At 67.1% G+C, this 13,127-nt stretch carries 14 protein-coding genes; 11 read left to right on the top strand and 3 right to left on the bottom strand.

Annotated features, from left to right (window positions below):
- Complete coding sequence (locus ACILRJ_RS17465; RefSeq protein ID WP_395684491.1) at window positions 1-591, bottom strand: ECF-type sigma factor; 591 nt, start codon at window positions 589-591, stop codon at window positions 1-3.
- Between the two features lie 127 nt (window positions 592-718).
- Between ACILRJ_RS17465 and ACILRJ_RS17460 the strand changes: the two genes are divergently transcribed.
- Window positions 719-2,842, top strand: a complete 2,124-nt coding sequence (locus ACILRJ_RS17460) for a choice-of-anchor Q domain-containing protein (protein WP_395684490.1) — start codon at window positions 719-721, stop codon at window positions 2,840-2,842.
- Here ACILRJ_RS17460 and ACILRJ_RS17455 read toward each other — a convergent pair.
- Window positions 2,839-4,047: a cation:proton antiporter gene (locus ACILRJ_RS17455; RefSeq protein WP_395684489.1), complete on the bottom strand. Its 1,209-nt coding sequence runs from the start codon at window positions 4,045-4,047 to the stop codon at window positions 2,839-2,841. The genes ACILRJ_RS17460 and ACILRJ_RS17455 overlap by 4 nt on opposite strands.
- Before the next feature lie 282 nt (window positions 4,048-4,329).
- On the opposite strand from ACILRJ_RS17455, the gene ACILRJ_RS17450 reads away from it, so the two are divergent.
- The 9 genes from ACILRJ_RS17450 (at window position 4,330) to ACILRJ_RS17410 (ending at window position 11,543) form a co-directional block, all read left to right on the top strand.
- Window positions 4,330-5,862 carry a wax ester/triacylglycerol synthase family O-acyltransferase gene (locus ACILRJ_RS17450; protein WP_395684488.1) on the top strand — a complete coding sequence of 511 codons (1,533 nt, stop codon included), beginning with the start codon at window positions 4,330-4,332 and terminating at the stop codon, window positions 5,860-5,862.
- A gap of 128 nt (window positions 5,863-5,990) precedes the next feature.
- Window positions 5,991-6,308, top strand: a complete 318-nt coding sequence (locus tag ACILRJ_RS17445) for a hypothetical protein (protein WP_395684487.1) — start codon at window positions 5,991-5,993, stop codon at window positions 6,306-6,308.
- A 130-nt stretch (window positions 6,309-6,438) separates the two neighbouring features.
- Window positions 6,439-8,064 (top strand): hypothetical protein, encoded by a 1,626-nt coding sequence (locus ACILRJ_RS17440; protein WP_395684486.1) that lies wholly within the window; start codon window positions 6,439-6,441, stop codon window positions 8,062-8,064.
- Between the two features lie 98 nt (window positions 8,065-8,162).
- Window positions 8,163-8,657, top strand: coding sequence for a cupin domain-containing protein (locus tag ACILRJ_RS17435; RefSeq protein WP_395684485.1), 495 nt, complete (start codon window positions 8,163-8,165; stop codon window positions 8,655-8,657).
- Between the two features lie 107 nt (window positions 8,658-8,764).
- Window positions 8,765-9,271, top strand: a complete 507-nt coding sequence (locus tag ACILRJ_RS17430) for a hypothetical protein (RefSeq protein WP_395684484.1) — start codon at window positions 8,765-8,767, stop codon at window positions 9,269-9,271.
- A 97-nt stretch (window positions 9,272-9,368) separates the two neighbouring features.
- Window positions 9,369-9,641 carry a hypothetical protein gene (locus ACILRJ_RS17425; protein ID WP_395684483.1) on the top strand — a complete coding sequence of 91 codons (273 nt, stop codon included), beginning with the start codon at window positions 9,369-9,371 and terminating at the stop codon, window positions 9,639-9,641.
- 226 nt (window positions 9,642-9,867) lie between these two features.
- A complete protein-coding gene (locus ACILRJ_RS17420) occupies window positions 9,868-10,239 on the top strand; it encodes a DUF4398 domain-containing protein (protein WP_395684482.1) in 372 nt (123 codons plus the stop codon).
- Complete coding sequence (locus tag ACILRJ_RS17415) at window positions 10,236-11,021, top strand: hypothetical protein (RefSeq protein WP_395684481.1); 786 nt, start codon at window positions 10,236-10,238, stop codon at window positions 11,019-11,021. The genes ACILRJ_RS17420 and ACILRJ_RS17415 overlap by 4 nt, the downstream gene beginning before the upstream one ends.
- A 42-nt stretch (window positions 11,022-11,063) precedes the next feature.
- On the top strand, window positions 11,064-11,543 hold the full coding sequence (locus ACILRJ_RS17410) for a hypothetical protein (RefSeq protein ID WP_395684480.1): 480 nt from the start codon (window positions 11,064-11,066) through the stop codon (window positions 11,541-11,543).
- A 22-nt stretch (window positions 11,544-11,565) separates the two neighbouring features.
- Here the strand turns inward: ACILRJ_RS17410 and ACILRJ_RS17405 are convergent, their stop codons facing one another.
- The gene (locus ACILRJ_RS17405) at window positions 11,566-12,051 is read right to left on the bottom strand and encodes a putative metal-binding motif-containing protein (protein WP_395684479.1); all 486 of its coding nucleotides are present in this window, start codon (window positions 12,049-12,051) and stop codon (window positions 11,566-11,568) included.
- 224 nt (window positions 12,052-12,275) lie between these two features.
- On the opposite strand from ACILRJ_RS17405, the gene ACILRJ_RS17400 reads away from it, so the two are divergent.
- Window positions 12,276-13,094 carry a sel1 repeat family protein gene (locus ACILRJ_RS17400; RefSeq protein ID WP_395684478.1) on the top strand — a complete coding sequence of 273 codons (819 nt, stop codon included), beginning with the start codon at window positions 12,276-12,278 and terminating at the stop codon, window positions 13,092-13,094.
- Window positions 13,095-13,127 lie beyond the last annotated feature (33 nt).

Genomic DNA, 13,127 nt, shown 5'->3' with positions numbered 1-13,127 from the left:
TCAGGCGCTTCCGAGGTGCTGGTAGAGCCAGCCGCGTGCCTTCAGCCAGTCGCGGCGCACGGTGCTTTCATCGACATCGAGCACGTTGCCGATCTCGGCGTCGCTGAGGCCGGCGTAGAAGCGCAGGTAGACCACCTGGGCAAGACGCGGCCGAACGGCATCCAGTTGGTCGAGTGCGGCATTGATTTCGAACAGGCGTTCGGCGTCGCGATGATTCGAATCGACCTCGCGGTCGACGGCGCCGAGGGTGTCGTGTGCTGCACCGGCGCCCCGCTTGTCGGCGAGGTGCGCACGCGCGTGATCGACCAGCACCTGGCGCATCGCACGCGCTGCGACGCCGTAGAAGTGCCTGCGGTCGGCGAATTGCGGCAGGGCGGTGCGCTCGAACTTGAGGAAGGCCTCGTGCACCAGCGCCGTCGTCGACAAGGTATCGCTCGCGCGCACCGACATTCGTTCGCGGTGCGCGACCCGGCGCAGGTCGTGCTGCATCTGCTCGAACAGGCGCGACACCCCGTCGCCGCGACCGGCCAGGTCGTGCAGCAGTGCAGTGACTGCCGTCAGTGCGTCCCCGTTGATGGATGTTCCGTTCACGGCCGATCCGCGCTGGAAGCCGATGTACGGCAAGGCTAACTCATGCCGTGGCGGTGCGTGCACGGAATCGGCGCGATTCCCCGTATGGAGGAGATCGGCGCCAGCGGGTGCCGAAACAGGAGCAAACATGAACAGCCATTCGAAGGTCATCGCGCGAAAGCTCGCGTCAGCCCTCGTCGTTGCAGCGTTCGGCGCCTTCGGGCCGCGAGCGCACGCGGCCACCACCTACCTATGGCCAAACCTGAGCGGCATCGGCGCCTGCCAGGCGACCCTGCAGGCCTGCATCGACGCCGCGGCGCCGGGCGATACCGTACTCATCGGCAACGACGAGCTGCTGCTTCCCGACGGCTACACCGCAGTGGACGAAAGTCTTTCCATCTCCAAATCGTTGACCCTGGCCGGTGCCGCCGGAATCGACGCCGTGTTCGCGCCGGGACGCCGTATCGACGTCGATTCTCCGACCAGCGGCGCGGTGAACATCGACATCGAGCACCTGGTCCTGCGCCATGGGCAGCTGAGGGTGACCCATCGCAGCGACACCGACAGTTCCTACACGCTGAGCCGGTTGCGCTTCGAGGAAACGAGCACCAGCACGGGCGAGGGAGCCATCCAGGTGGGCGACGCGGGTACCGGCCCGGCGCACGTCGCAATCGGCGACAACGTCATCGAGCTTGGCGGCGCGACGACCACCTTGTCGGGCGGCGTCGGCGCTTACAGCCTCGGGGGCGAATGGCACATCAACGTGTTCCGCAACCGCGTGCATCTTCGCAACGTTCCGGCCACCGCGATCGCGCTCTCCGCGAACGGCTTCGGCAGCATGGCCATCAACGACAACGTCATCGATGGCGGCGGCTACCAGAAGGGCATCCGCGCGGCATGGAACCCGGGCAGTACGGCCAACACCATGGACGTGCTCGACAACGTCGTCGTCGGCGCGCGCGGACCGGCCGGTGGTGAAGCATCCCTGATGGTCGCGCTGACGAACACGGCGCTGCGCCTCGTCAACAACACCGTGGTCGGCAACATTCTCGGCGTGGAGGTGAGCCGCTTCGGCGCCGATTCGAGTTCCGGACGCGTGGCGAACAACCTCGTGGCCTTCAATGTGGCGACCGGCCTCGCCATCGACAGCGGCCTGGCTGGCGCAGTGAGCAACGGTTACAACCTCGTCCACGGCAACGGCGGCGACAGCTTCACGCCGGGTCCGGGCACCGTGAACGGTGACCCGTTGCTCGCCAGCCTGGTCAATCCGCGCCCGTCAAGCCTCGCTTCTCCGGCGGTGGACACCGGCAACACGGCCGACGTGCCGACAACGCTGTTCGGTTACGGCTTCGATGCGGATGGCGAGTCGCGCGTGGTGGCCGGTGTCGACATCGGCGCCTATGAACTGAGCGTCGATCGCAGCGGCACGCATCGTTCCACCACCGCGAACACCATTCCAGGCGGCGACTACACCCGGATCGACGAACCCATGTGGACGCTGGCGACCAATGCCGTCCTGCTGGCGACGCCCGTGCGCGCATCTTCGGCGGGCGCGGAGTCGGCCAACACACTCGGTGTATTCGAGGACGACGGCTCGCCGTCGCACTGGTCGATCTTCCATGAGAATGCTTCCCCGCTGAGCGTCGGTCGAGGTTTCAACGTGTTTGCGCCGATCGACAGCCGTGCTCACTACGTGCACACGAGCACAGCCGGCAATTCGAGCGCCAACTACACCATGCTCGACGATGCCGGGTTGAACGGCCATCCGGAGGCCGTTGCGTTCGTCACGCACAACTGGAACCCCGGCGGAATCGGCGGCACCTACCACGACCACCGCATCGGCCTCGAGTACTTCGGAGCCCACTGGTACGTCCGCAACGAGGACCTCGCCGACATGGCGATCGGCGTCTCGTTCAACGTCATCGTCACCGACCTGTTCACGAGCCAGAACTGGATGGTCGCCGAGGTTGGTGCCGCAGCGGCGACTGAAGTCAGGCTGGAACATCCCCTGCTCGACGACAATCCGTGCGTGGCGGTGCAGGTCACGCGCGCCGACGGCAACTACAGCGCCGGCACGGTGCTCGACGACGTCCCCTTCGTGGTCGGCTATCGCGCCGGGCTCGCCGGTGCGCCTGGTCACTGGTACATCGAGGCAGTCGGGGCGGGTTCGCCGATGTTCCCCGCCCATGCCGCGTTCAACGTGATGGCGCAGGGCGCGCAGGGTGATGCATGCCGAGACGACCGCATCTTCACGGATGGCTTCGACGGCTAGAGACGCGCTGCCGGTCCGGGCGGGGGCGTGCCAGCGTCCCTGTCCCGCGCGAGCAGCAGCGACAGCACCGGCGGCGTAACGATGGAGGTCAGCAGCGACATCGCGACGATGACCGCATAGGTCTGGTTGGAGAACACGCCCGCGGCAAGGCCGAGGCTCGCGATGACGACGCCGACTTCGCCGCGTGGCACCATGCCGACGCCGACGATCAGGGCGCTGCGTGCTCCCAGCGACAACGCGCCGAGGAAACCGCCGACGAGCTTGGACACGATCGCGATGAGGGTCGCGATCGCGAGCATCCACAGCGCGTCCGCGCTCGCGAATACCGACAGGTCGATCTTCGCCCCGGTCACGACGAAGAAGAAGGGCGTCAGCAGCGCGAGCAGCGGCTGCATCTGGTGTTCGAGCTCCTCGCGCTGCGGTACTTCCGACGCGATCATGCCGGCGAGGAAGGCGCCGATGATCGCGGCGAGGCCGAATTCGGTCGACAGATACGCAAGCCCGAGGCAGATCGCGAGCGCGATCGTCAACGGCGACAGCGGATTGATCGGTCGGTCGAGCCAATGCGCGCGCCGGCGCATCACGCGGCTGCCGACCCAGCCGATCACCACGACGAAGCCGACGGCCTGCGCGAGCACGAACAGGAGGCCCTTCACGTTGATGCCTTCGCCACCCTGCAGCGAGGTGACCACGCCGAGCAGCAGCATCGCGAGGATGTCGTCGATCACCGCGGCGCCGAGGATCACCCGCGCCTCGATGCGGGTCAGCACGCCGAGTTCCTGCAGCACGCGCGCGGTGATGCCGGCCGACGTCGCGACGAACGCGGCGGCGACGAACAACGACCGGGTCCATTCGAAGCCGTTGCCGTGCGCCCACAGGGCCCCGAGCGCGAACGGCACGACGACCCCGAGCACGCCGACCAGCAATGCACTCCTGCCGACCTTCTTGAGGTCGTCGAGGCGCGTCTCGAGGCCGACCGCGAACAGCAGCAGCACCACGCCGATCTCGGCCAGCACGTCCAGCGGGGTGCCCGCGGCTATCTGCTCGGGCCGGACCAGTCCGAGCGCGGAAGGCCCGATCGCGCAGCCGGCGACGATCTCTCCGACCACGCCGGGCAGTTTCAGGCGCTGCGCAATCTCGGCGCCGACTTGTGCCGCGACGAAGATCGCGAACAGGCTGAGCAGGATTTCGGCGCCGTGCTGCATGTCGTCCTGGTCTGGTTGGTCGGAAGGGAAGTGGTTGAACGGCGGAGTCGAAGGATCGCGGGCGTATCGACTTCGCTCGCCATCGCTTGCGGCGTTCAACGCGAACGGAGGAAACAGGTCGATCGCCGTTTGAAACCCGTTCGCCCCGAGCGCAGGCCCGCAAGCGCGGAGTCGAGGGTTTCGCTGCGAGCAAGTTCCCGCGTTGCGTTTTTTTCGCCTTCCACCGATGCTACACGAAGCGCCTGGTGGCACCTACGCTGCCGCGCTGCGGGGAGACCGACGGTGCCCGAACAGGAACAGGCTGCGCGCGAGTCGATGGCCAAGGTTGATACGGCCTGGTTGCGCATGGAGCGGCCGACCAACCGCATGATGATCACCGGCGTGCTGATGTTCGCCGGACCGCTCGATTCCTCGCGGATCAAGGCATTGCTGTGCGAACGGTTCCTCGCGTTCCGCCGTTTTCGCCAGAAGGCCGTGATGTCGGTGAACAGCGCGTGCTGGGAGACCGATGCGGACTTCGACATCGATGCGCACGTGCGCGTCGCGCGCCTGCCCGGCGCGGCGGGCAAGGCCGAGCTGCAAGCGTTCGTCAGCGAGCTCGCGTCGACCTCGCTCGACATGTCGCGGCCGCTGTGGCAATTCCATGTCATCGAGGACTACGCCTCGGCGGAGGGAAGCGGCGGCGTGCTCGTCGCGCGCATCCATCATTGTTACGCCGACGGCCTCGCCCTGGTGCAGGTGCTGCTGTCGCTGACCGACACGGCGCCGCAGCCGGAAGCGCGCGCCGAACTGGCGAAGACCTGGCTCAAGCGCGAACGCGGCGGCGTGCTCGAACGCCTGCTCGAACCGATGCAGGGCGGCCTGCACAAGGTGGTCGCGATCGGCGAAAGAACCTGGGCCAAGCTCGCCCAGATGATGGCCGATCCGGCCGTCGCCGCGGAGTTCGCGCACGAAGGCAGCGAGATCACGCGTGAACTCGCGATTGCGCTGACCCTCGCCGATGATCCCGTCACCGCGCTCAAGGGCGAGCTGGGCGTCGCCAAGCGCGTGGCGTGGGCCGAACCATTGCAGCTCGAAGAGGTGAAGACGCTCGGAAAGGCGCTGTTCTGCACGGTCAACGACGTGCTGCTCGCGTGCGCTGCCGGTGCGATCCGCGGCTATCTGCGCGACACCGGCGAGGACGTCGACGGCCTGACCATCCGCGCGACCGTGCCGGTGAACCTGCGCCCGCTCGAACACGCGAAGAAGCTCGGCAATCATTTCGGCCTCGTGTTCCTCGACCTGCCGATCGGCGAACCGAATCCCCTGCGCCGCCTCGAACGCGTCGCCGCATCGATGCGCGACCTGAAGGGGCGTCGCCAGGCCGTCGTCGCGTTCGGCCTGCTCGCCGCGCTCGGCATGGCGCCCGCCGCGCTGCAGGGTCCCGCGCTCGAGTTGTTCAGCCGCAAGGCGACCGCCGTCGCAACCAATGTTCCCGGTCCGCAGCAGCCGCTGTTCATGGCCGGCGTCGAGGTGCGCGAGCTGATGTTCTGGGTACCGCAGACCGGCTCGATCGGACTCGGTCTGTCGATACTCAGCTACAACGGCCGCGTGCATTTCGGCGTGATCGGCGACCACAAACGCGTGAAGGACCCTGACGCGATTGTGCAGCGCTTTGACGCCGAGTTCGAGAAGCTGATGCTGTTGGCGCTGATGGAGGACTGGAGCGACGACTTCGGCGCAGCCGATGCGGCGGCGACGCTCGGTCGCTACATGAGCGGTTCGGCCCGGCCGGACGATGCGCCAGCGCCAACGGAGCAAACGGCGCCGGAGTGACGCAGTGAAACCGTCCACTGGCAGCCGGCGCGCGGCCCGCTTGCGTGCACGTTCTTGACCCTGCAACAAGCCGGCATGACAATCGCCGGCACGGCGGCGTGGGGTCCGCCGTTTTTGGGGGAATGTCCATGTCGAAGCAGTACTGGATGCCGGCGCTCGCGTTGGCACTCGCCGCTTGTTCGTCCGGGGGCGATCGGGCGCCGACCGCCGAAGAGCTCGAGCACGCCGACGCCGTCGCGAAGGAAGCCGAGGCGCAGCTGCAGAAGAACGAAGCCGAAATCAGGAAGGGCATGCGCGACATGCTCGCCGCGCTCGGCAAATCGTGCGATCGGGTCAAGGAATTCGAACAGGTCTCCGACACGCGCCTCAACATCACCTGCAGCTACAACGGTGACACCTTGCACTACGTCGTCGACCAGACGACCAAGACGGTCGAGGAACGATAGCGCCGGCTGGCGCCCTTCCGGACTCCGCCAGGCGCCAGATTCCGGCCAGAATTCCGGCTGCTCGCGGACAGTCGCGCGCGCCACGCTGCTGGCGCCTGGGGGACCGCGGTCGCCTTGTTCGGAGTAGCGCATGGAATCGAGCTGGATCATGGCGGCGATCGCCGTGTGCGCGTCGGCCGTCGGGGTGCCTGCCGACGTACCGAAACCGGCGGCGCGTTCCTACAAGCCCGTGGCGGTGGTGGATGCGCGCGGGCTCATCGACGTGTGGGCGCTGCGCCGCGATGTGGCCGAGGCCGAGACGCACTTCGCCTACGACGACACCGATCACTGCTACCCGGAAGGCGACGAGGGCGACGGCAGCGATGCGCCGCCGGACCCCGCGGCGAGCGCGCGCGCGGAAGCGGCATCGAAAGCCTGCATCGCGACAACGCAAGCGGCGTACGCCGAGTACGACCGCTATCGCACCGCGTTCAACGCGGCGTGGCTCATTCCAATGCGCAAGGCGATGCAGCACGGCGACATGATCGCGGAAGTCATCCTGCGCCAGTGCGCGACGACGCCGGTGCTCGATCGCAGCGGCATCGAATCGACCTGCGACGAGGATGCGGCGCGCAAGGCGATCGCCTACGCGCGCCTCGAACAGATCGGCTTCGTGCCGGCGACGGATCCGGCGCGGCGTATCGTCAACTGGCAGCAGCAGGCAGACGGCAAGGGCGCGTTGCGCGAGAACCAGAGGCACGTCCTCGATGCGCTGCGCCATGGCGCGATGGGTTTCGACTTCATGGACATCCGCGCCAGCGGAAACGTTGCGCGCGACGCGCAGGAGCTCGATGCGTTCCGGCGCTGGGCGGTCATCCAGGCCGTGATGCAGGATGCGCCGCGTGCGTTCACGATCGTTCCCTACACCACCAGTGCGTCCTGGGCGACTGCGACGTTCGGTGACCTGCGGCTCAACCGCAAGCCGCTCACGCCCGGTTACCTCACTTGGGGGCGGCAGCTTTACTACGGCGGCTCGCCATCGACGTGGAGCGGTCCCGACTACTGGCGTTTCGGCCCGACGATGATCTACCAGAACAACATCCAGATCGCCGTTTCCGGGCCGGACGTCGCCGAATTCCGGCGTGACCTCGCCGACACGCTCGCCCAGGCCGAGGCGGAGATCGACCGCACGCTCAAGCAGGATCCGCGCTGGGCGGTGTTCCTGCTGCATCGCCTCGGCCATCACGAATGGGTACCTGAAGGCATGCAGAGCGAGACCGGTCGGCTTGACGCGAGCTGGGATGGCGAGTGGGATCTCAAGCGGGAGGCGAGCAACTGGATCGGCCCGATGCCGGCCACACGCGGCCGCGCACGGATTCGTCGCGATGGCGACGGCAATGCGAGGATCGATATCCATGCGGAGAACGCCGCCGAGCCGATGCGCGACGTCGAATCCTGCGCGTTGCGTTACAGCGGCGGGCTCACCTACACGCCGCAGTTGACCCCGGCCGGGCAGAGCCCGCAGCTGACGACGCTCGGCTACTTCTACAGCCGCGCTACGGGCGGTTTCAGCGTCGACGGTGCGAACGCCGCGGCGGTCGCCCCGTTCGATCCGCGCAAGCGCTATCGCCAGGTACTGATGCAATGCGCCAACGCGGAATCGGACGACAGCGAGCGCGTGCGCTTCCTCCTCCTCGCCGGCGACGTGCTGGTCGAATTCGCGGTGGCGCCGTCCGATACAGGCCTGCATGTGCGCCACTACGAGCGCGTGCGCTGATCCAGGCTTTCGATCTGGCGCGCGGGCGTCGCGTCGCATGACGGTGCTGCCTTGCTAGACTCCGCCGCGATTCCCGAGTTGCGGAGTGCGAATTCCCCATGACCGATTCCAAGCCACCGCTCGCCATCGACGCACTCGATGTCCCCGAGCCCGCCATCCGGACCAGCTACCCCGAGCCGTTCGCGACACTCGTGCGCGGACGCAGCAAGCGTCGACTCGGCGAGGTGTTCGGCCTCACCACGTTCGGCGTCAATCGCCTGACGTTGGCGCCGCACTCGACCTCGGCGGTGCGCCACCATCACTCGCGCGAAGACGAGTTCGTCTACGTGCTCAGCGGCAGCGTCGTGCTGGTGTGCGACGAGCGCGAGATGGTGCTCGGCCCCGGCATGTGTGCCGGCTTCAAGGCCGGCAGCGGCGTCGCCCACCAGTTGCAGAACCGTGGCGAGGAAGAGGCGGTGTTGCTGGAAGTCGGTTCGCGCATCGACGGCGACGAATGCGTCTATCCTTTCGACGACCTCGCCCTTGCGTGCGCGGACGGGCAGTGGGTGTATACGCACAAGGACGGCACGCCGTATCCGCGGCACGTCGATTGACCGGTGCGGTGGTTCCGCCGCGCCGATTGCGCTATGTTGCCCAACGTCCGGCCAGCCTGTGGCGGGCGCCACATGTGCTGTCGCCGGCAGACGTGGAGGAGCGGCCCATGAATTCCTTCCTCAAGGTGCTTGCTTGCGCCGGCATCGGTTTGTTGTTGTGCCGATCGATCGCGCTCGCGGACGAAGACAAGGGTGAGAGCAAGTCGGAGATGGCGGCAAAGAACCGCCATGCGACGCCGACGACCGCGCAGATCGATGAACATGCCACGTTGGCGGCATTGCTCGACAAATCCTCCGTGGACGCGTGGTCGAGCGAAAAAGCCGCGCGTCTCGAAGGCGTGCTCGTGCAGGTCGAAAACGAAGAGGATGGCGACACGCACATCGTGCTCGCCCCGATGGGCGAGGAGAAGAACACCGCGCGCTGGGTGATTGCCGAGGTGACGCGGGCTTCGCGCGCGCATCACAAGGACCTCGGCCTGGCCAAGCTGAAGGGCCTGCGCGGCAAGAAGGTCGCGGTGACGGGATGGTTGTATTACGAGCCCGACACCGACTCGGAGGATCCGCGCGGCACGCGTTGGGAGATCCATCCGGTCACGTCGATCACGGCTTTGTAGCGCAGGCGGATTGCGCCGCGCACGCGCGGCGCTCCCTGCGGCGGAACGGCCTTCGCGGAAAGGGCGCATACTGGACCCCTTCCGCGGAGCCGTGTACATGAAGCAACAGCCTGTCGTCATCTTCCGCTTCAAGCTCGGCAAGGGCGAGAGCATCGGCCCCGCCGCGTTGCGCACGTTGTGGGAGCGCGCAAGCCAGTGCACGAACGTCAGCGTCGGTCGCCAGTCGATCGGCACCGATGAGACCGCCAAGCCTATCTATTCGCTGTATGCATCGCAGCCGCTCGGCGACCTGCCGCAGGTCGAGCGTCGCCTGCTCGACCTGCTCGAGGCATCCCGCCTGACCGCGGCGATGATGCTGACGCCGCACTGACCCGCGGACGCTGACGCGCCCGCGCGGCGGACACGTTGCCTCCACTGCTCGTCAGGCGGTCAAGCCGCCGTGCGATCCTTTTTTCGCCGATCTGCCGCGTCGACGATGAGCGGCGTTTGTTGCGAAACGGAAGCTGAAGTGGGCGCACGCCCATTTCATGGTGGTTCAAGCAGTCGAACGCACAGTCGCGGCACGACTGACCTGCATCAGTCGACCGGGAGACGCCATGAACATCGTGCGCAGCCTGCTGTTGGCCACCCTGATTCCGATCTGCGGATCGGCCCAGGCGATCGATCGGGACGGTGCGCAATTGGAGCTCGCGCAGGCCACAACGTCCGTTCAGGCCGCTGAACGGGATGACGCCGCGAGATACGCGCCCGCCGATCTCGCCGAAGCCCATGTGATGCTCGACCAGGCGCTGCACGCCGCGGATGACCGCGCATGGATGGAAGTCGCGATCTATTCCGAGCGAGCGAAAGTGAACGGCGATCTCGCTTCGGCGCGCTCGCGCCAGCAGCGGGCGGAAGCGGCGACTGCTGAAATCCAGCGAGGCCTCGACGCATTGCAGGCCGGAACTGTCAATGGAGATGCGCCATGATCGCCTTGATGTGGCCCCGGATCGCTCACGCAGCGTTTGCCGTCGTGCTGCTCGCTCTCGGCGCCTGTGCCGCCACGCCACACGGACCGCCTGCGGACGTCGTGCGCCTGCAGGCCGAACAGGACCGCCTGCATGCCGATCCGCGCGTCGCCGCGAACGGCGGCGCCGAGCTCGCCAATGCAGATGCCGCCGTGGCGACGCTCGCCAGCAACGCACGCGCGCTGTCGCCCCGCGATTACGAGCAGGGCCTTTACCTCGCCGACAAGCTGCTGCAGATCGCCGAAGCCAGCGCCCTCGCGCGTGACGCCGAGCGTCGCGGGGAACAGCTGGCGATGGAGCGCGAGCGCGTCGGTGCGCGCACCTCGGTTGCATTGGCGACAGGAGAGCTTCGGCGCCGAGACGTGCGCGGGCCGATGCAGGACGATCGTGAGCGCTTGTTCGAAATGCAACGTCGCCTGCCGAACAGCGAGTCTGCGGTCGACGAGCGCGGACTCGTGGTGCGCCTGGCGGACTTCAACTTCCGCAATGGCGACGTTGGCCTGACCGCAACCGGGGAACGCTCGCTGGAATCGCTCGCAAGGGTGCTCGACGATGAGCCGCAGATGATCGCCAGGGTTGTCGCTTTCGGTGGCCGTGGGGATCAGCGTGATCGCGCGCTTGCCGTGCGCGACTACCTCGCCGCGCGCGGAGTCGAGCCGACGCGCATCGACATTCGCGCCGCGACGAGCGAGGCACCTGCTGGCGGGTCTCCCGGCGACGTGCTGATCGTCGTGCGCGAATGATGCGATTGCCCGGTCGATCCGGGTCACTGCGGAGGAAAGACCATGAAGACCACCATGCTTTGCGTTTCTCTCGCCTCGTTGCTCGGTTGCGGCCTCGTGTCGGCGCAGTCCTCCGCTCCGACCGCGCCCGCATCCGCTCCCCCCGTCGGCACCTCGATGCCGCCACCGCCGGGCACTCCGCCCGTGAACACCAGCGCGCCGCCCGTGAACACCACGCCGCCACCGATCGGCACGGCGCAGAACAACGGGCAACCGAATCGGGACACGCAACGGGATGTGCCGCGCGACGCCAACGGCAATCCGCTGCCTTCCACGGGCACCATCACCGGTGCGCGCCAGAATGGTCAGCCGGCGGCGCCGCAGCCGCTCGATTTCGGCATGCTCGACACCGACAAGGCGGGTGCGCTCAAGATCGAACAGGCGCGCAACGACGCGTGGCTGAGCCAGCATTTCGCGGATTGCGACGCGAACCACAACGAGGAAGTCACGAAGAGCGAATACGAGAAGTGCACGGGTCGCTGATGCGGCGCTGTGTTTCGCGCACCTAGAACGGATCGAAGCCCCACGCGAAGATCGCGTCCGGTGCGATGATCACGTGGTCGCCGTCGCGATCGGCCGAATCGTTCGATGGATGGTTGGCCGCATCCTCGTCGGCGAGTCCGTCGCAATCGTCGTCGACGTAATTGCCGACGATTTCCGTCGCGCCGGGGTGGATGCTCGGCACATGATCGTTGCAGTCGCCGTTCGCGAGCGAAAAGGTGTCGCCGTCCAAGTCGGACACATCGCCGGACGGGTTGTTGTTGGCATCCTCGTCGGCGAGTCCGTCGCAGTCATCGTCGTACCCGTTGCCGACGACCTCGGCGTGGCCGGGGTAAACCGCGGCATCGAGGTCATTGCAGTCGCCGCCACCGCCAATGGATCCGAGCAACGCGGCAGGCGCGAGCACGTGGACCGTCGGCGATGCCTGCACGGACGCCGCGATGGCGATGGCGAACGCGCCGAGCAGTATCGCGAGTTGCTTTCGAAGCATGCGGCGGTTTCCGCCAATGCGCACGCTGGAAGGCGCGCTGCCGAACGCCGGCACCGTGGATCGCATCGAAACCATCACGGACTCCCCTCCCTGATTGGCGTGCGTAGTATGCGCCGTTCCGGACGCGCGGCACAGGCCGCGGGCGAAGCGCGGGGCAGGAGTTGCATGGACTCATCGTCAAGGGTAGTTTTCACGGACAGCACGCGATTGCGAGGTCGTTCATCATGCGCACCGTCCATCTCTCCGTCCTGATAGGCTGCACGGTCGCCGCCACGCTGCCGCTCGTGGCTTCAGCGTTCGACCCGATGCTCAACAACGGTGCGACCTCGCAGGTGCGCGGTTCGCAGCCACGCGACAGTGCGCGACCCGGCGAGGTGTTTTTTGCCAAGGGTGTCACCGCCGTGCGCAAGGACGACTACGCATTCGCGATCAACATGTACGAAGTATCGGCGTCGTGGGCGTACAAGCCGGCGCAGTACAACCTCGGCGTCATCTACACCAAGGGCGAGGGCGTTCCCGAGGACAAGCCGCTCGGACTCGCCTGGCTCGCGCTCGCGGCGGAGCGTGGCGACAAGGATTACGTCGCGGCGCGCGATCTTGCCTATTCGCGCATGACCGATGAGGAATACGAACGCGCGAACGCGATCTGGCGCGATCTGAAGAAGAAATATGCGGACGATGTCGCGCTTAAGCGCGCCAAGCAGAGGTGGGTACAGGTGCGCAACGAGGCGACCGGTTCGCATATCGGCGGTGGCACCGGTCCGGTCCAGGTCGGGGGGCGCGACGCGACCGGCATGACCGTGGTTTCGAATCCGGAGAACCCGCACTCTGCGAAGGCGAACAGCAGCACCCAGAACGCCTTCGGCATCACCGGTGCCGGCGCCGTCGATGGCTCGATCGCGTACCGCCAACTGCGCGAGAGCGACAACCCCTACGATCCGAAGTTCAGGGAACCGGAAGGCCGCGTCGATGTCGGCGACGTGATTCCGATCGGCGACGACGTGCGACGCAGTCCCGCGGGCGGACCCAGGCGCTATCTCTGAGGCCGTCCGCTACCCGGACGCCGGCATGAGGCA

The sequence above is a fragment of the Dokdonella sp. genome (genome assembly GCF_044227025.1).
GTDB lineage: Bacteria > Pseudomonadota > Gammaproteobacteria > Xanthomonadales > Rhodanobacteraceae > Dokdonella_A.
This window is presented reverse-complemented; position numbering and strand designations above follow the sequence as displayed.

Bases quoted from the DNA above. Each gene is read 5' to 3' on its own strand.
- ACILRJ_RS17400 (WP_395684478.1), top strand. From the start codon at position 12,276: ATGCGCACCGTCCATCTCTCCGTCCTGATAGGCTGCACGGTCGCCGCC.
- ACILRJ_RS17440 (WP_395684486.1), top strand. From the start codon at position 6,439: ATGGAATCGAGCTGGATCATGGCGGCGATCGCCGTGTGCGCGTCGGCC.
- ACILRJ_RS17430 (WP_395684484.1), top strand. From the start codon at position 8,765: ATGAATTCCTTCCTCAAGGTGCTTGCTTGCGCCGGCATCGGTTTGTTG.
- ACILRJ_RS17460 (WP_395684490.1), top strand. From the start codon at position 719: ATGAACAGCCATTCGAAGGTCATCGCGCGAAAGCTCGCGTCAGCCCTC.
- ACILRJ_RS17405 (WP_395684479.1), bottom strand. From the start codon at position 12,051: ATGCTTCGAAAGCAACTCGCGATACTGCTCGGCGCGTTCGCCATCGCC.
- ACILRJ_RS17410 (WP_395684480.1), top strand. From the start codon at position 11,064: ATGAAGACCACCATGCTTTGCGTTTCTCTCGCCTCGTTGCTCGGTTGC.
- ACILRJ_RS17425 (WP_395684483.1), top strand. From the start codon at position 9,369: ATGAAGCAACAGCCTGTCGTCATCTTCCGCTTCAAGCTCGGCAAGGGC.
- ACILRJ_RS17445 (WP_395684487.1), top strand. From the start codon at position 5,991: ATGTCGAAGCAGTACTGGATGCCGGCGCTCGCGTTGGCACTCGCCGCT.
- ACILRJ_RS17455 (WP_395684489.1), bottom strand. From the start codon at position 4,047: ATGCAGCACGGCGCCGAAATCCTGCTCAGCCTGTTCGCGATCTTCGTC.
- ACILRJ_RS17435 (WP_395684485.1), top strand. From the start codon at position 8,163: ATGACCGATTCCAAGCCACCGCTCGCCATCGACGCACTCGATGTCCCC.
- ACILRJ_RS17415 (WP_395684481.1), top strand. From the start codon at position 10,236: ATGATCGCCTTGATGTGGCCCCGGATCGCTCACGCAGCGTTTGCCGTC.
- ACILRJ_RS17420 (WP_395684482.1), top strand. From the start codon at position 9,868: ATGAACATCGTGCGCAGCCTGCTGTTGGCCACCCTGATTCCGATCTGC.